Annotated in this window: 19 protein-coding genes; 1 reads left to right on the forward strand and 18 read right to left on the reverse strand. The window is 34.0% G+C overall.

Annotated elements, in window-relative coordinates; genetic code table 11:
* Window positions 1–59: 59 nt before the first annotated feature.
* Together rpoZ and gmk are read right to left on the reverse strand one after the other, a co-directional pair.
* The gene (rpoZ, locus tag CD147_RS07690) at window positions 60–272 is read right to left on the reverse strand and encodes a DNA-directed RNA polymerase subunit omega (RefSeq protein WP_103166829.1); all 213 of its coding nucleotides are present in this window, start codon (window positions 270–272) and stop codon (window positions 60–62) included.
* Window positions 272–895 carry a guanylate kinase gene (gene gmk / locus CD147_RS07695; RefSeq protein WP_103166830.1) on the reverse strand — a complete coding sequence of 208 codons (624 nt, stop codon included), beginning with the start codon at window positions 893–895 and terminating at the stop codon, window positions 272–274. Before gmk ends, rpoZ begins: the two co-directional genes overlap by 1 nt.
* Window positions 896–1,053: 158 nt before the next feature.
* Between gmk and CD147_RS07700 the strand changes: the two genes are divergently transcribed.
* On the forward strand, window positions 1,054–2,751 hold the full coding sequence (locus CD147_RS07700; RefSeq protein ID WP_103166831.1) for an Rqc2 family fibronectin-binding protein: 1,698 nt from the start codon (window positions 1,054–1,056) through the stop codon (window positions 2,749–2,751).
* Window positions 2,752–2,827: 76 nt separating this feature from the next.
* Here CD147_RS07700 and CD147_RS07705 read toward each other — a convergent pair whose 3' ends face one another.
* The 16 genes from CD147_RS07705 to ileS all read right to left on the reverse strand — a co-directional run bounded on the left by CD147_RS07705 (window position 2,828) and on the right by ileS (window position 21,774).
* The gene (locus CD147_RS07705; protein WP_103166832.1) at window positions 2,828–3,232 is read right to left on the reverse strand and encodes a VOC family protein; all 405 of its coding nucleotides are present in this window, start codon (window positions 3,230–3,232) and stop codon (window positions 2,828–2,830) included.
* Between the two features lie 380 nt (window positions 3,233–3,612).
* Window positions 3,613–3,840, reverse strand: coding sequence for a hypothetical protein (locus CD147_RS07710; protein WP_103166833.1), 228 nt, complete (start codon window positions 3,838–3,840; stop codon window positions 3,613–3,615).
* A gap of 29 nt (window positions 3,841–3,869) precedes the next feature.
* Entirely contained in the window at window positions 3,870–4,478 is a 609-nt protein-coding gene (gene pyrE / locus CD147_RS07715) for an orotate phosphoribosyltransferase (RefSeq protein WP_103166834.1), read from the reverse strand.
* Window position 4,479: 1 nt separating this feature from the next.
* A complete protein-coding gene (pyrF, locus tag CD147_RS07720) occupies window positions 4,480–5,172 on the reverse strand; it encodes an orotidine-5'-phosphate decarboxylase (protein ID WP_103166835.1) in 693 nt (230 codons plus the stop codon).
* 151 nt (window positions 5,173–5,323) lie between these two features.
* Window positions 5,324–8,497, reverse strand: a complete 3,174-nt coding sequence (gene carB / locus CD147_RS07725; protein ID WP_103166836.1) for a carbamoyl-phosphate synthase large subunit — start codon at window positions 8,495–8,497, stop codon at window positions 5,324–5,326.
* Window positions 8,490–9,590 (reverse strand): carbamoyl phosphate synthase small subunit, encoded by a 1,101-nt coding sequence (locus CD147_RS07730; RefSeq protein ID WP_103166837.1) that lies wholly within the window; start codon window positions 9,588–9,590, stop codon window positions 8,490–8,492. Before CD147_RS07730 ends, carB begins: the two co-directional genes overlap by 8 nt.
* A gap of 1 nt (window position 9,591) precedes the next feature.
* Window positions 9,592–10,866 carry a dihydroorotase gene (locus CD147_RS07735; RefSeq protein ID WP_103166838.1) on the reverse strand — a complete coding sequence of 425 codons (1,275 nt, stop codon included), beginning with the start codon at window positions 10,864–10,866 and terminating at the stop codon, window positions 9,592–9,594.
* Between the two features lie 3 nt (window positions 10,867–10,869).
* Window positions 10,870–11,763 carry an aspartate carbamoyltransferase catalytic subunit gene (locus tag CD147_RS07740; RefSeq protein WP_103166839.1) on the reverse strand — a complete coding sequence of 298 codons (894 nt, stop codon included), beginning with the start codon at window positions 11,761–11,763 and terminating at the stop codon, window positions 10,870–10,872.
* Window positions 11,764–11,794: 31 nt separating this feature from the next.
* The gene (locus CD147_RS07745) at window positions 11,795–13,105 is read right to left on the reverse strand and encodes a uracil-xanthine permease family protein (protein ID WP_103166840.1); all 1,311 of its coding nucleotides are present in this window, start codon (window positions 13,103–13,105) and stop codon (window positions 11,795–11,797) included.
* A 233-nt stretch (window positions 13,106–13,338) separates the two neighbouring features.
* Entirely contained in the window at window positions 13,339–13,866 is a 528-nt protein-coding gene (gene pyrR / locus CD147_RS07750) for a bifunctional pyr operon transcriptional regulator/uracil phosphoribosyltransferase PyrR (protein ID WP_103166841.1), read from the reverse strand.
* Between the two features lie 394 nt (window positions 13,867–14,260).
* Window positions 14,261–15,178, reverse strand: coding sequence for an RluA family pseudouridine synthase (locus CD147_RS07755; RefSeq protein ID WP_103166842.1), 918 nt, complete (start codon window positions 15,176–15,178; stop codon window positions 14,261–14,263).
* Between the two features lie 11 nt (window positions 15,179–15,189).
* A complete protein-coding gene (lspA, locus tag CD147_RS07760; RefSeq protein WP_103166843.1) occupies window positions 15,190–15,666 on the reverse strand; it encodes a signal peptidase II in 477 nt (158 codons plus the stop codon).
* A gap of 114 nt (window positions 15,667–15,780) precedes the next feature.
* Window positions 15,781–16,254: a CHAP domain-containing protein gene (locus CD147_RS07765; RefSeq protein ID WP_103166844.1), complete on the reverse strand. Its 474-nt coding sequence runs from the start codon at window positions 16,252–16,254 to the stop codon at window positions 15,781–15,783.
* Window positions 16,255–16,258: 4 nt separating this feature from the next.
* A complete protein-coding gene (locus tag CD147_RS07770; protein ID WP_103166845.1) occupies window positions 16,259–17,053 on the reverse strand; it encodes a VOC family protein in 795 nt (264 codons plus the stop codon).
* Window positions 17,054–17,276: 223 nt separating this feature from the next.
* Complete coding sequence (locus CD147_RS07775) at window positions 17,277–18,794, reverse strand: NAD(P)H-binding protein (protein ID WP_103166846.1); 1,518 nt, start codon at window positions 18,792–18,794, stop codon at window positions 17,277–17,279.
* 229 nt (window positions 18,795–19,023) lie between these two features.
* Window positions 19,024–21,774, reverse strand: coding sequence for an isoleucine--tRNA ligase (gene ileS, locus CD147_RS07780; protein ID WP_103166847.1), 2,751 nt, complete (start codon window positions 21,772–21,774; stop codon window positions 19,024–19,026).
* Window positions 21,775–21,791: the final 17 nt, after the last annotated feature.

The following is a 21,791-nucleotide window of genomic DNA, read 5'->3' on the forward strand; positions in this document are numbered from 1 at the left end:
AGATGTGTATAAGAGACAGATATTATTTAAAGCAACGTTGTGCATGATAATTATCAAACTTATGCTTGAAATTCTTCAGGAACTACTGGAGTGATTTTACCGCTAGCAATTTCTTCTAACGCTTCACCCACTGGCTTAGCTGAATGATAACCATTTAATAAAGCACTTTCAGGCTTTTCATCTAACTCACGTGCACGTTTGGCTGCAGTTGTAGCAATTAGATATTTTGAATTGATTTGTGATTGTAACTGATTTAATGGTGGGTTTAACATTATTTTTTGGCCTCCAATAACATTTTTCTATATATAGCTTCTACACGTTCTCTTTTTAAATGTTCTGCTTCAACAATGGATTGAATACGTTCTTTAGCTAAATGAACCTCGTCATTTACAACTACATAATCGTATAGATTCATCATTTCTACTTCTTTACGTGCTTCATTAACTCTACTTTGAATCTTTTCATCAGATTCCGTACCTCGTCCAACTAAGCGTTCCTTTAGATGTTCTAAACTAGGTGGCGCGAGAAAGATAAATAAGGCGTCGGGGAATTTCTTTCTTACTTGTTTTGCACCCTCAACTTCTATTTCTAAAAATACATCATGTCCATTAGCCATTGTATCTTTCACATATTGAACAGGTGTACCATAGTAATTTCCCACATACTCAGCGTACTCAATAAATTGATCTTCCTGAATTAAAGCTTCAAACTCTTCTTTTGTCTTAAAAAAGTAATCTACACCATCAATCTCACCTTCACGCATATTACGTGTAGTCATTGAAATAGAGTACTTATATGATGTAGTTGGATCATCAAATATTTCTTTGCGTACAGTTCCCTTACCTACTCCAGAAGGACCTGAAAGAACAATTAGTAATCCTTTTTCATTATCCATGACTTACGACCTCTCTAAGCTATTCTTCTATTATTTAAATATAATATCACATTGTCGTTTGAATTGTATAGAGTGAGGTAGATAAACTTAACTCATGACGCTATTATTTTGCCATGTTACAATATAATGAATGATTAAATTGAAGGTGGAAATTAATTATGGCATATGATGGCTTATTCACGAGAAAAATGGTTGAATCATTACAATTCTTAGTATCTGGAAGAATTCATAAAATCAACCAACCTGAAAATGATACAATCTTGATGGTAATTCGACAACAGCGTAAAAATCATACACTTCTATTATCTATTCATCCTAGTTTTTCAAGAATGCATATCACTACAAAGAAATATGATAATCCATTCGATCCACCAATGTTTGCAAGGGTTTTTCGTAAACATTTAGAGGGTGGCATCATCAAAAATATTCGTCAAATTGGTAATGATCGCCATATTGAAATCGATGTTGAAAGTAAGGATGAAATTGGCGATACCATTTATCGTACAGTTATCTTAGAAATTATGGGCAAGCATAGCAATTTATTATTAGTTGATGATAACTATAAGATTATTGAAGGATTTAAACACTTAACTCCAAATACAAATCAATATCGTACTGTCATGCCAGGTTTCAAGTATGAAGCTCCTCCGACTCAGAATAAACTTAATCCTTTCGAAGTAAATGGTAAGGAAGCACTAAAATATATTGATTTTAATGCTGGTAAGCTTGCTAAACAATTATTAAGCACATTTGAAGGATTCAGTCCTTTAATTACAAATGAGATTGTTGAGCGTTACCAATTTATGACAACTGAAACATTACCTAAAGCATATGATGAAGTGATGGCTCAAATGCTTCAAACAGTGAAACCCATTTTCCATAAAAATCACGAAACTGGGAAAGAAGATTTCTATTTTATGAAATTAGAGCAATTTCATGATGATATGGTTGAATATGATTCATTGCATGAATTATTAGATCGCTATTATGATGCGCGCGGAGAACGTGAACGCGTAAAACAACGTGCCAATGACTTAGTACGTTTCGTGCAACAACAATCACAAAAATATCAACATAAGTTAAGTAAATTAATTGATGAATATGAAAGTGCGAAGAATAAAGAGACGCAGCAATTATATGGAGAATTAATTACGGCTAATATTTACCGTATTCAACAGGGAGATGAATCGGTTACAGCTCTCAACTATTACACTAATGAAGAAGTAACGATTCCTTTAAATCCAACTAAGTCTCCTTCAGTCAATGCGCAATATTATTACAAACAATATAATCGTATGAAAACGCGTGAACGTGAACTAACTCATCAAATTAAATTAACGCGTGAAAATATTGATTACTTTGCAAATATTGAACAACAACTCGAACATATTACTGTAGATGAAATTGATGATATTCGAGATGAATTAGCTGAACAAGGCTTTATGAAGCAACGTAAAAATGTGAAGAAGAAAAAGAATGATAAAATTCAACTTCAGACTTATCTATCTACTGACGGAGATACTATCTTAGTAGGTAAAAATAATAAACAAAATGACTACTTAACTAAGCATAAAGCACAAAAATCTCATCTATGGTTCCATACTAAAGATATTCCAGGCTCGCATGTGGTCATACTTAATGATGCCCCAAGTGAACAATCAATTAAGGAAGCTGCAATGTTGGCAGGCTATTTTTCTAAAGCAGGAAACTCAGGCCAAATCCCGGTAGATTATACAGAAATAAAAAATGTGCATAAACCTTCAGGTGCGAAGCCTGGATTTGTTACTTACGATAATCAAAAAACTTTATTTGCTACACCTGATTACGATCATATTCAACGTATGAAACAATCATAAAATGAGAAAGGCTACGAAATCTAACATGACTCTAAAGATTTCGTAGCCTTTTTTCATTTATTTACATAACGTAAGATTACTTTTCTGGCAATGCAAGTTGGAAGCTAACTCCAAATTTATCTTGAACCCAAGCAAATTCACGGAATGGAGGCATAGATGTTTTCGGCATCAAGATAGCACCTTCTTTTTTCAAACCACTAAATAATCGTTCCATTTCCATAGCATTATCAACAGTGATATATAATGAAATTGATGGATTCATAGGTAATTCTTCACCGTTGTCGGCATCAATAGCCATAAAAACTTGACCATTTAAAGTGAAGATAGAATGTTGTACAGTACCTGGTGTACCTGGACCTTCTTCATCATATTTGACCATCGTTAAGATTTCACTATTTTCAAATAGACTTGTATATAAGTTAATAGCTTCTTCAGCTTGATTATTAAACATTAAAAACGTCGTTATTTTAGGTATTTCCACGGTAATCCCCCTATATATGTTTGTTTATTCACTACCTATTCTAAACTAATAATCTTTATTTTGAAAAAATTTAAACGTCCTTTAATTCGAATTTATTAATTTTATTTACATATAAAGTAGTATCTTAATTTTTTGACTTATTTAGATTTACAGTTAAAATTAAATTAAAGTTTAACGGGAGGCTTTCGCTTATGATGCATTTTATTATACCTATCTTAGCAATGCTTATTGTCTTATTTATTGGATGGATTCTTATTAAAATTTTTATACGTTAAGATTAGAGTTTATTAGGTTTAACTATAGATATATTAAAGTGGTACATGTTCGACCTCTTTTCCATTATTCTGGAAGATTTTGTCGTACATGTACCACTTTTGCATTTAAATTTCACCTTTTTGCCGTAAACTTTCTTTCGCTTTTTTAAAGACATCACTTGTGTGTTTAAAGGCATCCATACTCACTTTTGATTCTTTTGCACTCATTTTCTCAATACTATAATCTATTGAAATAGTTTGATCCGGCATTTTGAAATTGTCTTTTCTATATAAAAAATCATTAATGTGTTTCATTTGAGTATAAAAAGTATTGCTTTCCCGTTCATTAGTCAATGGCATTGTCCCCTTTTAGACATAGCTTATTACAAGTTGTCTCTCCAATCAACTAAAGTCTGAATGTCATCTTCTGAGATTTTACCTTCTTCACGTGCAACTTCAATTAACTCATTATAATTACTTAATGTATAAAAAGGTACATTAATATCTTTAAACATTTGGTCTGCTTTAGCTAAGCCATAAGTAAAGATAGCTACTACGCCCAGTACATCTGCTCCTGCTTCTTGAAGCGCTTCAACTGCAGTTATAGATGAACCTCCTGTTGAAATTAAATCTTCAACAACAACAACTTTCTTGCCTTTACTTTGGGCACCTTCAATTTGATTTTGTTTACCATGACTTTTACTTTTAGAGCGTACATAGTTCATTGGTAAATTTAATTGTTCAGAAATGTAAGCCGCATGTGGAATGCCAGCTGTTGCAGTACCTGAAATAATCTCAACATCGTCAAACTTTTCAGTAATAAGTTGGCTTAAACCATCACGAATTGCTCCACGTACTTCAGGATAACCTAATGTTACACGGTTATCACAATATATTGGAGATTTAATACCTGAGCTCCATGTAAATAAATCATTAGGTGATAAAGTCACTGCTTCAATATCTAATAACGATTTTGCAATTGCTTTTGCCATGTTAACCTAACCAACTTTCCTTAATATTTGTATAGCTTTCTACTGGATTATCACTTTGTGTGATTGGTCGCCCTACTACGATATGTGTAGCCCCTAATTGTTTAGCATCTTCAGGTGTAGTGATACGTTTTTGATCATCTACAGCTGCCCCTTGTGGTCGAATACCTGGTGTGACTTTTAAAAAGTCTGCCCCTAACTCATTCGTTAATAATTTTGCTTCTAATGGTGAACATACTACACCATCTAAGCCTGCTTGTTGCGTTAATTTAGCATAATTCAATACTGCTTCTTCAATGGTTGTTTGAATGTTTTGCTCATTGTGTAACATTTCTTCTGTAGTAGATGTTAACTGAGTTACAGCAATGATTTTAGTATGCTTACTATATTTTTTAAGTCCTCTTACCGCGCCTTTCATCATTTCTACTCCACCTGCAGCATGAACATTTACTAAATCGACTTCTAATTTTCCTAGACCTTCCATCGCTTTTTCAACCGTATTTGGAATATCATGCAACTTAAGGTCTAAAAATATATCGTGGCCTCGTGTTTTAATTGATTTAATTAGCTCTGGTCCTGCTTGATAGAACAATTCCATTCCAATCTTTACAAATAAAGGCTCATTAAATTGATCGAGAAAAGCATTAACTTTATCAGCCGACTCAAAATCTAAAGCTATAATTGGTAAATCTCTCATTTAAGTAACTCCTTTGCAGAAATAAAATCTAGCATATACAAATATGTAAGGAGGTTGCGTTATTAATGATTTAAGTTTTGTATAAACAAATAATGAACCAACCTTACCTTACATGTATTTCAATTGTTGTCTATCCTACTTTATTTCCATATTACATATTTCTCATTGAAAATGTCATACTTTCTATAACATTCGTTAAAGCACTAGCTGTATCAAGTGAAGTTAAACAAGGTACGCCATTTTCAACAGTTGTTCGACGAATTTGGAAACCGTCTCTTTCAACCTCTTTACCTTTAGTCATTGTATTAATAACAATTTGTACTTCCCCATTTTGGATACGAGTTAGTAAATCATTTTCTCCACCAATTTTGCCTACAACTTCAGCTGGAATATTGTGTTCATTTAATTTTTCTGCTGTGCCTTGTGTAGCTAAAACTTTATAACCCACTTCATTTAAGCGATGTGCAATTTTCACAATTTCTTCTTTATCTTTGTCACTTACTGTGATTAAAACAGTACCGTGATCTTTAACTTCTACGCCACTACCTACTAAACCTTTGTATAAAGCTTTCTCTAATGTAAGATCTTTACCCATAACTTCACCGGTAGATTTCATTTCAGGTCCAAGCGTCACGTCTACATTTTTTAATTTATTAAAGCTGAATACAGGTGCTTTAACAAATACGCCTTCTGAATATGGTTGAACACCTTGTTTATATCCTAAATCTTTAAGTTTTGTACCCATAATTGCTTGCATCGCAAGTTGTGCCATTTGAATATCTGTAATTTTACTTAAGAATGGGACCGTACGACTTGCACGTGGGTTTACTTCTAATACATATACGCCGTCATGTGCAATAACAAATTGAATGTTTATTAATCCAACAATGTTAAGTCCTTTAGCTAACTTAATTGTATAATCTTCTAGAGTATTGAGATCTTCTTGGCTAAGTGTTTGTGGTGGATATACTGCAATAGAGTCACCACTATGAACACCTGCACGTTCAATATGTTCCATAATACCTGGAATAATGACTGTTTCATCATCAGAAATAGCATCAACTTCAATTTCTTTACCTGTTAAGTATCTATCTACTAATACAGGATGCTCTGGACTAGCCTTTACAGCTTGTTCCATGTAATTTTCTAGTTCTGCATCGCTATTAACAATTTCCATAGCACGACCACCTAGTACATATGATGGTCTTACGACTACTGGATAGCCAATTTCACGCGCATTTTCAAGAGCTTCTTTAGGAGATGTAGCCGTTTTACCTTTAGGTTGGGGAACATCAATAGTATGCAATAGTGCCTCAAATTCTTTTCTGTCTTCTGCACGATTTAGATCTTCTAATGTAGTCCCTAGGATTTGAACGCCGTGTTTTGCTAATTTATCAGCTAAGTTAATGGCTGTTTGTCCACCAAATTGTACAACCACACCTTTAGGTTGTTCTAAATTGATAATGTTCATTACATCTTCTTCAGTTAATGGTTCAAAGTATAATTTATCTGAAATTGAAAAGTCTGTTGATACAGTTTCAGGGTTATTATTAACGATGATTGCTTCATAACCTGCATTTTGTATAGCCCATACCGCATGGACAGTAGCATAATCGAATTCTACCCCTTGTCCGATTCTAATTGGTCCAGATCCAAGAACTAAAATCTTCTCTTTTTCTGTGACAATAGACTCGTTTTGAGTTTCATACGTACCATAATAATATGGTGTAGTAGATTCAAACTCTGCAGCACATGTATCTACCATTTTATATACCGGTTTAATATCATGCTGTTGACGTAATTGATAAACCTCTTCTTCCGTCATACCAAAACGGTGCGCTATTACTTTATCACTAAAGCCATAGTCTTTAGCATATTTAAGATATTCTAAATCTCCTGCATGCTCTTTTAATTCATGTTCAATATTAATAATGTTCTGGAATTTATTTAAGAAGAAATAGTCAATTTTCGTCATATTATGTATTTCTTCCAATGTTGTGCCACGACGGATGGCTTCACCAATAAAGAATAAACGCTCGTCATCTTGATGGCTTATGCATTCTTTAATGTAATCAATATCAAAACTTTCGCCATTTGGTAATCCTAAATGGTGCACGCCATATTCTAATGAACGTATTGCTTTTAATAATGACTCTTCATACGTACGTCCAATCGCCATTACTTCACCGGTAGCTTTCATTTGTGTACCTAATTCTCGTTCACCTTTTTCAAATTTATCAAATGGGAAACGAGGAATTTTAGAAATAACATAATCCAATGTTGGTTCGAATGCGGCGTATGAAGTACCAGTAATAGGGTTCAACATTTCATCAAGCGTTAAATCAACTGCTATTTTCGCTGCTAGTTTAGCAATTGGATAACCTGTCGCCTTAGAAGCTAAAGCCGATGAACGCGACACACGTGGGTTAACTTCGATAATATAATAATTTAATGAATAAGGATCTAATGCTAATTGAACATTACAGCCACCTTCGATGCCTAATGCTCTAATTACTTTAAGTGAAACATCTCTTAACATTTGATATTCAACATCTGATAGTGTTTGACTTGGCGCTACTACAATTGAATCTCCCGTATGAATACCTACTGGATCGATATTTTCCATATTACATACAACAATTGCATTATCATTTTTATCGCGCATTACTTCATATTCAATTTCCTTAAAGCCGGCAATAGATTTTTCAATTAAACATTGAGTAGCTGGGCTATAATGTAAACCGTTACTTACTACTTCCTTCAATTCTTCGTCATTGTAACAGATACCACCACCAGTACCACCCATTGTAAATGCTGGTCTAACGATTAAGGGATAGCCCACTTGTTCTTTAAATTTAAAAGCTTGTTCAACTGTAATTACGATATCACTCTCAGGTACAGGCACATTTAAATCATTCATTAGCGTTCTGAATAACTCTCTATCCTCAGCTTGTTGGATAGACTCTAGTTCTGTTCCAAGTAGTTTAACGTTATTTGCTTTTAACACACCACTATCATGTAATTGAATAGCCATGTTTAAACCTGTTTGACCACCTAAAGTAGGTAGTAAGGCATCTGGTTGTTCTTTACGAATAATGCGTGCAATAAAGTCATGAGTTAACGGTTCGATATAAACTTTATCGGCAATTTCTTTATCTGTCATGATTGTCGCAGGATTTGAATTCACTAAGATAACTCGATAGCCTTCTTCTTTAAGCGCTAAACACGCTTGTGTACCAGCATAGTCGAATTCTGCAGCTTGTCCAATAATTATCGGACCCGAACCAATTACTAGAATAGTTTGAATATCGTCACGTTTAGGCATTGATAGTATGCTCCTTTTCTTTAAATTCCTTCATCATTGTTAAGAACTCATCAAATAAATAGTTTGAATCACTTGGGCCTGGTCTTGCTTCAGGATGATATTGTACTGAAAATGCCGGTAATTTTTTATGTTTTAAACCTTCTACAGTGCCGTCATTTAAAGCAATATGTGTGATTTCTAAGTCTGTATCTGCTAGTGAATCTTTATCGATTGCATAGCCATGGTTTTGACTCGTGATATCAACTTTGCCAGTACGTAAATCTTTAACAGGATGATTAGCACCACGGTGACCGAATTTCATTTTGAATGATTTAGCACCTTGAGATAGTGCGAATAATTGGTGTCCTAGACAAATTCCGAAGAAAGGAACCTTACCTAAAATACCGTTAATCATATCTAAAGCTACTTTAACTTCATCAGGATCTCCAGGACCATTTGATAACATTACACCATCAGGAGATAATGCTAAAATTTGTTCTGCAGTAGTATCGTAAGGGATTACTGTTACGTTACATCCTCTTAGATTTAACTCACGTACGATGTTTTGCTTTTTACCGAAATCTAATAGTACAACGCTTAAATCTGAACCAGTAGATACGTAAGGCGTTTTAGTTGATACTGTAGTAACTTCATAACGAGGTAATTCGACAGTTTTCAAATTAGCTGCTAATTGCTCAATTTCTTCTTTATTATCTGTGAATCCAGCTTTTAAAACACCATGTTCTCTGATTTTACGTGTGATACTACGTGTATCTACACCAGAAATACCAGGAACATTATATTGTACAAGTACTTCATGTAATGTTTTTTGTTTTCTAAAGTTACTAGGATGTGTGCTAGCTTCTTTAACTACTACACCATTTAGCGTTGGTGTAAGTGTTTCAAAGTCGTCTCTATTAATACCATAGTTTCCGATTAAAGGATACGTGAATGTAATAATTTGACCTGTATATGAAGGGTCTGAAATTGTTTCTTGATATCCTGTCATTGCAGTATTAAACACAATTTCCCCAATAGATAAATCATCAGAACCTAATTTATAACCCTCATAATATGTTCCATCTTCTAAAACAAGATAACGTCGTTCGAACATCTTACTTGCCCTCCTTATATTTAACTTCACCTTCAACCATGGTTAAGACTGGGTTACCGTAAACTTTATATCCAATAAATGGTGTATTGTCAGCTTTAGATAAGAAATCTTCTCTTTTGATTTCACGCTCTTCATCTAAGTTAATGATTGTTAAATCTGCAAAGCTTCCTTCTTCTAATCGGCCGTACGGTAAATCAAAGGTTTGAGCTGGTTTAATTGTTAAATAATCTACTAATTGTTGTAGTGTCCAGTCACCATTTTTCACGAAGTGTGTATATAATAATGGGAATGCTGTTTCACTACCTACAATACCAAACGGTGCTTTAACCATTGGTTGATCTTTCTCTTCTTTAGCATGAGGTGCATGGTCTGTAGCAATACAATCGATAGTACCGTCTAGTAACCCTTCTAATAATGCTTCTCTATCTTCTTTGCTTCTTAAAGGAGGATTCATTTTGAAAATGGCGTTATCACCTGGCACATCGTCTTCAGTTAGTAATAAATGGTGTGGTGTAACTTCAGCAGTTACATGAATACCTGCTGCTTTAGCGTCACGAATTGCTCTTACGCTTTCTTTTGTTGATACGTGACATACGTGGTAATGACAATCAGCAGCTTCAGCAAGTAAGACATCTCTAGCAATTTGCACTGCTTCACAAATATTTGGAATTCCTGGTATACCAAGTTCTTCACTGCGTTTGCCTTGATGCATTGCACCACCATAAATTAAACTATTATCTTCACAGTGAGCGACTACCGCTTTATTAACCTTCGCCGCTGCCTGCATTGCTTCATACATCATAGCTGATTCTTGTACTCCAACCCCATCATCAGTAAAAGCAAATGCGCCTTGTTTAGCTAAGGCTTCAAAATCTACATGCTCTTTTCCAGCTTGTCGAACTGTAATTGCCGCATACGGTAACACACGCACCTGAGCGTTATCTTTAATTAATTGTTGCAAACGTTCCATATGTTCTACTGTATCCGGTACTGGACGGGTATTTGGCATTGGACACACAGTTGTAAAACCACCACGTGCCGCTGCTTTTGTACCTGTTTCAATTGTTTCTTTATGTTCACCACCGGGCTCACGTAAGTGGACGTGAACGTCTACTAATCCGGGCGCAACAAATTGGCCTTGGGCATCAATAACTTCAACATTATCGTCTACTTCAATTGTGCTGTTAATTTCTTTGATGTATTGTCCATCAACTAAAATCGATGTTTGTTTAAGTTCACCGTTATCTAAAATTTGAGCATTGGTAATTAATTTCATTGCTTAATCCTCTTTTCCTGATAATAGTTTATTGATTACTGCCATTCTTAAATACATTCCATTTTCCATTTGTTTAAAAATACGTGCCTTAGGTGCTTCAACTAATTCTGTATCAATCTCAACTCCTCTGTTAACTGGAGCAGGATGCATAACTATCGCTTTATCTTTTAACTTATTATATCTTGCTTTAGTTAAACCATATTGTTCATGGTATTCGTCTGCTTCAAAATTCGCTTCACCAGTAATTCCGTGTCTTTCATGTTGAACACGTAGTAACATAACAATATCTACTTGATCAATTACTTCATCAATTTGAACATATGGTGCATCTAGCGACTCATCTACCCATTCATCTGGGCTTGAGAACATGACGTTTGCTCCTAATGAAGTTAAACTAGTAAAGTTACTTCTAGCTACACGTGAATTTTTAATATCACCACAGATTAAAATATTTAATCCTTCAAATGAACTATATTCTTCATAAATTGTCATGATATCTAACAAACTTTGAGTAGGGTGTTGACCGCTTCCATCTCCAGCATTCGCAATTGGTATATTAAGGTTTTCTAATTCTTCATAATACGCATTTTGAGAGTGTCGTATAACAAGTAAGTTTACGCCAATACTTTCTAAAGTTTTACAAGTATCATAAAGAGATTCACCTTTTTGTACTGATGATGTACTTGTTTCAAAGTTAACTTCTTTTAGACCAAGTTTTTGTTCAGCAACTTCAAAGCTACACTTTGTACGTGTTGAATTTTCAAAGAATAAGTTTGATACAAATTGTTCTTTATATTGTGGTAAAGGTTGTTTACCTGATTTATAATCACTCGCCGTTTGAATTAAGTCGTAAATTTCCTCGTTTGTTAAGTGTTCCATAGATAATAAGTTTTTCATAAAGCGCCTCCTGATAAATAATTATGCTAAATTAGTTTTTTGTTTCATGTTTTTCCTTTGGCAAAATTAAATTTAAGATAATACCTGAAAGTGCGGCTAATGCCATACCTTCGATTTGTAAATTAACGCCTAAACCTTTTAAGTTGATAAGTAAGTTACCAATACCAACTACTAACACTACTGATGCAATAACTAGGTTACGATTATTAGCAAAGTCGATATTGCTCTCTACCAACATTCTCAAACCACTAGCAGCGATGATTCCAAATAATAAGATGGAAACGCCACCCATTACTGGCGTAGGTATCGAAGAAACAAGAGCTGAGAATTTACCAATGAATGATAATACGATGGCTATTACTGCTGCACCACCAATAACATAAATACTATAAATTCTAGTTATTGCTAGAACGCCAATATTTTCGCCATAAGTTGTACTTGGCGGTCCTCCTATAATACTCGCAAACATCGTTGAAACACCGTCACCTATGATTGAGCGATGTAACCCTGGATCTTCAAAGAAGTTTCGTCCCACGATTTTGTTGATAACCATTTGATGACCAATATGCTCACTCACAGTGACAAATACGATAGGTAACATAACTAAGATTAATCCTAAGTGAACGGAAGGCACATAATCTTTAAATGGCAAATAGATATGTGGGAATTCTAGCCAATGTGCTTTAGCAATTGCTGAAAAATTAACTAATCCCATAAAGATTGAGACAATATAGCCTACTATAATACCGATAAGTACTGGTATAAGTGATAAGAATCCTTTAAAAAAGCCTTGTACAATGATTGTTACTAACAATGTAATAAGTGCGACAACTAAATAACTTAAGTTATATCCTTTCATATCCCCTGAGTTCTCGTACATCGCCATGTTTACGGCGGTAGGTGCTAAACTTAAACCAATAACCATAATTACTGGTCCGACCACTACAGGTGGAAGTAAATGCATTAACCAATTTGTGCCACTTATTTTTATAAAGATTCCAATGATGATATACATCACACCACTGGCAAACAATGCCATCAACATATCGCCTAAGCTATGCGTGCTTAATCCTGTAATAATAGGCGTAATAAAAGCGAAACTAGATCCTAAATATGCTGGAATTTTAGCTTTTGTGATTAAGATATAAAGTAATGTTCCTATTCCTGAAGCTAATAATGCAGCAGATATTGGTAAACCGGTTAAAAATGGTACTAATACAGTTGAGCCAAACATTGCAAATAAGTGTTGCAAGCTCAACAGCCCCCATTGTGCTGGATTCGGTTTGTCTTTTACATCTAGCACTGGTTTAACTGTGCGTTCAAACATTTGGTCATTTTCCATTTTTTGTCTCCTTTTCTATATAAAAAAGCCTCTTTACATATTGATGTAAAGAGACTAAAAAAGTCGTATAACGCTACCGATAAGTAAAATATTAATACTTATCGATAGATACGTGATAAAGTATTCAAACAAATGGGTAAGTTAAGATACGATTCAAGTTATTCTATTATCTTACACACTCACCATTAAATACTTCACCTTTTTCAGTCTCTCGTACTGATTTAAAAGGTCATCTATTCTATTACTACTGCGTTATATGAATCTCGCTCATCTAAATAGACCGACACAGCTTCATCTTTAGCAGTTGGAATATTTTTCCCTACAAAATCTGCTCTAATCGGAAGTTCTCTGTGGCCACGATCAACGAGCGCAGCTAATCCAATTTTATTTGGTCGAGAATGTAATAATATGGCATCTAATGAAGCTCTCACGGTACGGCCAGTATAAAGAACATCATCAATAATAATGACTACTTTATCAGTAATATCCGCATCAATTTCAATAGCTTCTTTAGTAATCTGTTTATTTGAGATTTCAATATCATCTCTGAAATGCGTAATGTCTATAGTACCTGTTGGAACTGTTTTCTGCTCGATTTGACTAATTTTATTTTGAATGCGTCGTGCTAAAAATTCACCTCGTGTCTTAATGCCAAGTAATACAAGGTTTTGTGTTCCTTTGTTGTATTCTAGAATTTCATGTGCAATACGAGTTACAGTACGTTGAATTGCTGCTTCATCCATAATAATACGCTCAGACATTATCTCACCTCTTTAAATTGAAAAAACCTCGTGCCTTTTCAAAGACACGAGGTTTAATTTATATACGTTAAGTTTAAATTATACTTAAACTTATAACATTCTAATTAACTAAAACAACTTTTAAGAGATAATAAAATTGTTTATTTAATATGTATATAATTAGCACTCTGTCTTTGAAGCCTCTCTGGACTTTCTTTTAAAGACACCGTTTTCTTGTTTGAACTGTAATTAGCTTAATGCTTTTTTAGCTATAAGTCAATGCCAATTTCAAAAAAACTACTTAACATAACAAATAAAAATTTATGGTATTTTATAATGCAATTTAAAGGAGCAAAGAGAAGATTTAATTTAATCTCGAAGATCCTCTCGTCTTGCCCCTTAGTAAGATTAATATTTATGCATCTCTTAGACGTATTTCTTCTAATAAGTCTTCAAATTCTTTTGGCAAGTCAGCTTTACGTTCTATATATTCATGTGTAACAGGATGTTCAAAACCAATCACTCCAGCATGTAGTCCTTGCCCACCTATATCAAGTGTTTTTCGCGAACCATACTTAGGATCTCCAACCAATGGGAATCCAATATATTTCATATGCACGCGGATTTGGTGGGTACGACCAGTTTCTAATTGACATTCAATTAACGTATAGTCATTAAAATGTTCTAAAACGTTAAAATGTGTCACTGCTTCTTTACCGTTATCTACTACATCCATTGATTGTCGGTCTTTCTCATTACGACCAATAGGCGCATCAATTGTGCCATAATCATGTGGAATATTGCCATGAACGAGCGCAATATATTTTCTTTTTACTGTTTTATCTACTAATTGTTCAACTAATCCTCGGTGCGCGATGTCATTTTTCGCAACCATTAATAACCCTGAAGTATCTTTATCGATACGATGGACAATACCTGGGCGGATTTCCCCATTAATCCCAGATAAATCTTTGATTTGATACATTAAACCGTTAACTAATGTACCTGTATAATGCCCAGGTGAAGGATGTACCACCATTCCTTTAGGTTTATACACAATTGCGACATCTTTATCTTCATAATAGATATCTAAATCTAAGTTCTCCGGTTGAATATCTGCCTCAACAACCTCTTTTTCAGTAACTACAATATGATCATTCATTTTAACTTTGTAATTTGATTTAATCATTTTATTATTAACTGTTACTAATTCTTCTTTAATCCAATCTTGAATTTGACTTCTAGACCAATCTGTATTCATATCTGACAACAATTTATCGATACGTTGTCCGACATGTTGTTCATTGTCAATCTTGTATTCATAAGTTTCCAAATCTTAGCCTCCTATGCTTTTGATGATGCATCTTTAAGTAACGCTATAACAATAAATATGACACCTATCGTTAAGCTTGAATCTGCTATATTAAATATTGGAAAAGCATAACCAAAAATATTTGTATCAATAAAGTCCACTACTTCACCATTGAGTAAACGATCAATAAAGTTACCTAATGCTCCTGCGAATAACAAACTAATTGAGACTTGCATAAACATATTATATTTAGCTTCTTTAATAAAAAATAATACAAGAACGACTAAAATGATAAGTGTAATAATGTAGAAAAAGCCCATCTTACCACTTAATATACCCCATGCAGCGCCATTATTTCTATGAGACGTTATATTCAAAAAGTTAGGAATAACTTCATAAGAATCTCCAATATTCATCGAAGTTGCGATAATTCGTTTTGTTATTTGGTCAATCGCTAAAATAACAATAGCTACTATTACTGACAAACCTACATAATATTTCTTTTTCATTCACGTGCCTCCATTCACACCTCAACGCTTTGACAACACTCTACATTATAGCTTACTCATTTATATAAAAAAAGCTACAGTTATGAATGGCATAAAAATATATATTAGTTAAAATTAGGTTTTTGCGTTATTTTTCGGATGAATATAATTGAAGTTATCCACTTGATATGAAGACACCGTTCGTTTTGTTACTTCGTAGGGGTTTCGATAATTCATATCAGAAACCATAAGCGAACCATCTGTATTCACTTTTTCTATATAAGCGACATGTCCATGTTCACCTTTTGGATATTGTAATATTGTTCCAACAGAAGGAATATGGTCTACTTTATAACCTTCATCGTTAGCTTTTGATGCCCAATGTTTCGCATCACCCCACTTGTTATTAATCATATTGCCATCTTGACGAATACGATTAAATACGTAATACGTGCATTGCCCTTTAACATAGGTATTAAATTTCATTGGATTCTTTTCCCAAAAATGAATCGTAGGTTGAGTCATGTCTTGATTATCAACCCCATCAAATAGTGCGCCACCAGTAAATATAGCACTACTTAATATCATAACTAAAATTAATTTTTTCACTTTATCACACTACTTCAATAAAATTAAATCTAAATTGTAAACCATCAGGTCCATTTATATTTATATGCGTTGTTTCAGGATAATAATAATCGATGAGTGCTAAGCCATAAGAGTTTTCATTTTCCATGCGTTTAGTGCTTGATAACCATTGATTTAATGCAAGATGATGATGATAATGTGAAGAGGCTAAAGATAGTGAGAATTTATCTAAATAGGCAGAAGGTTGTAATCCAAAATAGTTCAAATAATAATTTTTAACCTCTGTCATTCGAATCGTCTTAAGATGCAAATTACCTATCTTACTATCATGAGGGATGCCTTGCCACTTTTCATCTGATACCTCTGTTAAGAGACGCGGCACATTTAAAGCCTCAATATCCATATTTAGACTATTATTGACGTACATCCAATCATCCGTCTCATGGTCTACATAAAATTTAAAAGCATGACCTTCCGGATCCTCGAAAAAGAGAGAGGTACACACACTTTGTTCTCCCCCATTAACTGGTATTTCATAGTCACTCATTTGTACAAGTAAATCAGCTAAGTCTTTCATAGATGGTAATAATATTCCAATATAAAATAGACCCGCTTCAGATAATAAAGGTTCTCTCCCATTATGAATTTCATTTAGAGTAATGAAATGATTAGAGTTGCCTACTTCATATTGAACTGAGAACGTTGTTTCAGTGACGACTTTAAATCCTAGCACGCTTTCATAAAACGGTCTTAAGGTAGTTAAGTCTCTTACATTTAATGTTACTCCATTTACGAAATGTGCCTTTTTGGAATGAAACATTGTAGCCTCCTAATGCTAATGTCTATAATTAACAGTCATTAATTGTTATTTAGTGTTGCTTAGTAACGTTACTTACTTTTGGTCTTCGCTATTAAAATATTCAATATTTTACCAAATTTTATATGTAGTTTGCAATTTATAAGCTCGTTATGTATGTTAGTTTTCAATATAAAAAGCCAATTCACCAATACTATGTAGTCAGTGAATTGACTTAATTTACTATTTATTTCTTTTCAATCAATCTGTGATAAATTTTAACGCCTGCCCAAGCGCCAACCATGGCACCGAGTGTCATAGCAGAGTTACTAAGAACTTTATTTAAGCTTGAGTTTTCTATTTGTTCTTCCTCTTTTGTAGCTAACTTATCCATATGCTGTTTAAAGATATCCATCACTGCTTTATGTGCTTTTGCTTGCGTGAATTTATATACTGACCAAGGTAACGTAGGTTCGTATTCTTGTAACGCGACTAAGCCTTCATTGGTATCTAAAATACGTCTAAATTCAAATCTTGCGTTACCGCCATCTTTAGCTAAAGCGAGATTACCACCCACAATCTTGTAAACAATTTTATCCTCAGTAGAATTATGTTCTTTTTTCTTCATTTTTAAAATAAATTGATTGATAAAAGGTAATCTAATATTAAATTCATCTTCATTTATTGTTCCATTTACTAAATGTAATGTAATATTATTAATAAAATCTGCGTACTCACGAGACACATCACGCATTGAAAAACTTTGTGGAATTTTGAATCGAGTAATTGCACGTACGTCTTTCACTTGTTCTTTTTTATCTTTATTTTTTGATGATGATTTTGATTTCTTATGTTGATTCATATCTTTTTCTTCTTCAAGGGCACGGCGTACACTTTCTTCATAAGTAATACTCCCGAATGAAAAATCTGGATGTGTACGCTTTGGTTGTGGAATCATGTCATGAACTAAGCTATTCATTAATGGATAAACCATTTCCTTAGGTACTTGTGAAATTAATTGTACCCAGTATCGACTAAGCCAAATAGGAATGATTGGTAAATCTAAGATTGGAAGTTTTTTATCTAATACCTTTGCTGTACGTCCAATTAATTCTTTATAATTCATAATATCTGGGCCTGTAATATCAAATGCTTCATTTTCATTAGGTGAACGGTCTACTAATGCTGCTAATTTATCGATAACATCCTCAATGGAAACTGGTGCGATCAAATTGTACGCCCAACTTGGAAGCACCATTGCAGGCAAACGCTCTACTAATCGTTTTAAAATTGGATATGAACTCCCTTTCGCGCCAATAATCAATCCTGCACGTAATGTACTTACCGGAACGCCATAAGAACCTAAGATTCTTTCACATTCTAAGCGGCTTCGTAAATGTGCTGAAAGATTATCTTCATTAGGGATAACTCCACTCATAAATACAATATGTTTAACGCCTTGCACTTTTGCAGCACGGGCGAAATTGTCGGCAAGTAACGCATCCATATCTTCAAAGCTAGCCTGAGTCAGTTTAGCATTAGGCATCATCGAATGAACCAGATATACGGCTGTATCTACCCCTTCCATTACTTCAGTAATTTCATCTATGTCAAATAAATCTGCCGCTTTCCATGTGACATTATGTTCATTTTCTTTATTATCTACATTTCTTGAGATAGCTATAATTTCATGATTATCTTTTAACTGTTCTTTTAAGTGGCCGCCAATATATCCAGAAGCGCCAGTTAATAAAACTTTACCCATTTTTTACACTCCTTCTATTTCATTATTATTCAAAACAAAAGGTTTTGAACTATTTATTAATAGCAATAGCCATTTCAAACTACGATCAAACATTGTATAACTTTTTATTTTTACCATTTAAATTTTAAATTGCTAATCCATAAAATAATTATAAAAATCCCTCAAATCATTTAATTAAATCATTTGAGGGATTCATGGTTAAAGATTAACATCTTTTATATTTTAAATTTTATACTAATGTTTTAATGACTTCTTGGCAACGTGGGCATAAGTGAGTAAGTTCGCCAACTTGGCCTAATTCTTCACTATAATTCCAACATCTTTCACATTTTTCACCATCAGCGTGATCAATGCGAATATCACCATGTTGATATGATTCAGCATTATCAACAGTATCAGTAACCTCTACTTGAGATACAATGAATAGTTGTTGTAAGTCTTTAAATTGTTGTAAGAACTCTGTTGCGTTAAAGTTATCGTTACTACTAATCACGACTTTAGCTTCTAATGATTTACCAATGACTTTATTGTTACGTGCAACTTCTAATGCACGGTTAACGTCATCACGAAGTGCCATAAGTTGATTCCATTTATCTAATAACTCTTGGTCTACTTCTACAACTTCTGGCATATCAGCTAAATGTACACTTTCTTCTTGTACATGTGGTGTGTGTGACCAAACTTCTTCAGCAGTATGAACTAAGATTGGTGCTAATAATTTAGTCATATCTACTAGGATTTGATATAACACTGTTTGCATACTACGACGTTTATGTGCATCTTTTTGTTCAATATAAAGAATGTCTTTACCATAATCTAAATAGAAGTTACTTAGTTCAACATTGATAAAGTTTTGAACTTCTTGGTAAATATTTAAGTAGTCGAAGTTATCATAATGTTCGATTGTACTTGCTGTGAATTCACGAAGACGGTTTAATAAGTATCGGTCTACTTCTAATAATTCAGCTTCAGGTATCGCATCTGTGCTTGGGTTATAGTCATTAATATTACCTAACATAAATCTTAAAGTATTTCTAATTTTACGATAGACATCAGATGTTTGTTTTAAGATTTCATCAGAGATACGTACGTCTGCAAGGTAATCTGTACTACTTACCCATAAACGTGCAATATCTGCACCTTTTTGTTTTACTACTTGATCTGGAACGATAACGTTACCAAGTGACTTACTCATTTTCTTACCTTCTCCGTCCATAACAAAACCATGAGATAGTAAGAATTTATATGGTGCTTGTCCTCTTGTAGCTACGGCAGTAGTGATTGATGAGTTAAACCAACCACGATATTGGTCACTACCTTCAAAGTATAAGTCAGCTGGGAAACTTAATTCTGGACGTTGTTCTAATACACCTCTGTGAGATGAACCAGAATCGAACCATACATCCATGATATCTGTTTCTTTAGTAAATTCGCCATTTGGACTGCCAGGATGAGTAAATCCTTCAGGTAATAAATCTTTAGCTTCTCTTTCAAACCATACATTTGAACCGTGTTCTGCAAATAAATCTGCCACATGATTAACAGTTTCTTTCGTCATGATGATATCGCCATTCTCAGCGTAAAACACTGGAAGTGGAACGCCCCATACACGTTGACGGGAAATTACCCATTCACCACGATCACGAATCATATTGTAGATTCTTGTTTTACCCCAATCTACTTTAAAATTAGTTTCTTCGATAGCATCTAAGATATCTTGTCTAACTTTATTGATTGAAGCAAACCATTGAGGAGTTGCACGGAAAATAACCGGTTTCTTCGTACGCCAGTCGTGTGGGTAACTATGCGTAATAAAGTCTAATTTTAGTAATGCTTCTTTTTCAGTTAAAAGATCAGTTACAGCTTTATTAGCTTTATCATAGAACATACCTTCAAATTGGCCACCTTCTTCAGTGAAGACCCCTTTATCGTCTAATGGACTAATTACTGGTAAATCATATTTCTGTCCTACGATATAGTCATCTTCCCCGTGTCCAGGAGCAGTATGAACACAACCTGTACCAGCATCTGTAGTAACATGATCACCATTAATAACTAAAGAGACGCGATTTAAGAATGGATGTTGTGCTTCTACATATTCTAATTCTTTACCTGTAAATTCTTTTTCTAATTGAACAGTGTCTTTATCCCATTCTAGCGCTTCTGAAACTGTTTCTGCTAAAGCTTGAGCAATAATATATTTTTTACCGTTTACATTATATTGACCATATTTAAGTTCTGGATGAACAGTAATGGCAACGTTTGAAGGAATTGTCCAAGGTGTAGTTGTCCAAATGATAAATTGCGCATCGTCATCAACTACGCCTTTAGCGTCTTTAATATCAAAAGCAACATAAATAGATGCAGAACGTTTATCGTGGTATTCGATTTCTGCTTCAGCAAGTGATGATTCACTTGATGGTGACCAATAAACAGGCTTTTTACCTTTATAAATTAAACCTTTGTCAGCCATTTCACCAAATAAACGAATTTGAGCTGCTTCGTATTCTGGTTTTAAAGTAATGTATGGGTCACTAAAGTCACCACGTACACCTAAACGTTTGAAATCTTGCTTTTGTAATTCAACTTGTTTTAATGCGAACTCTTTACATTTTTCTCTAAATTCAGCTACAGACATTTTCTTACGGTCTACGCCTTTTTTCGTTAAAGCTTGTTCAATTGGTAAACCGTGTGTGTCCCAACCTGGAACGTATGGGGCATAAAACCCTTGCATCGTTTTATAACGCACGATGAAGTCTTTGATAATTTTGTTTAAGGCATGACCCATATGAAGGTTACCATTCGCATATGGTGGGCCATCATGTAAGATATATGTTTGATTCCCTTTGTTTTTATCTAATGATTTTTGATAATGATCTTCGCTATCCCATTTTTCTTGGATTTGAGGTTCTTTATTTGGTAAGCCACCTCGCATAGGAAAATCAGTTTTAGGCATTAATAAAGTATCTTTGTAGTTCATAATAGTTTTTCACTCCT

The organism is Staphylococcus devriesei (assembly GCF_002902625.1).
Taxonomy (GTDB): Bacteria; Bacillota; Bacilli; order Staphylococcales; family Staphylococcaceae; genus Staphylococcus; species Staphylococcus devriesei.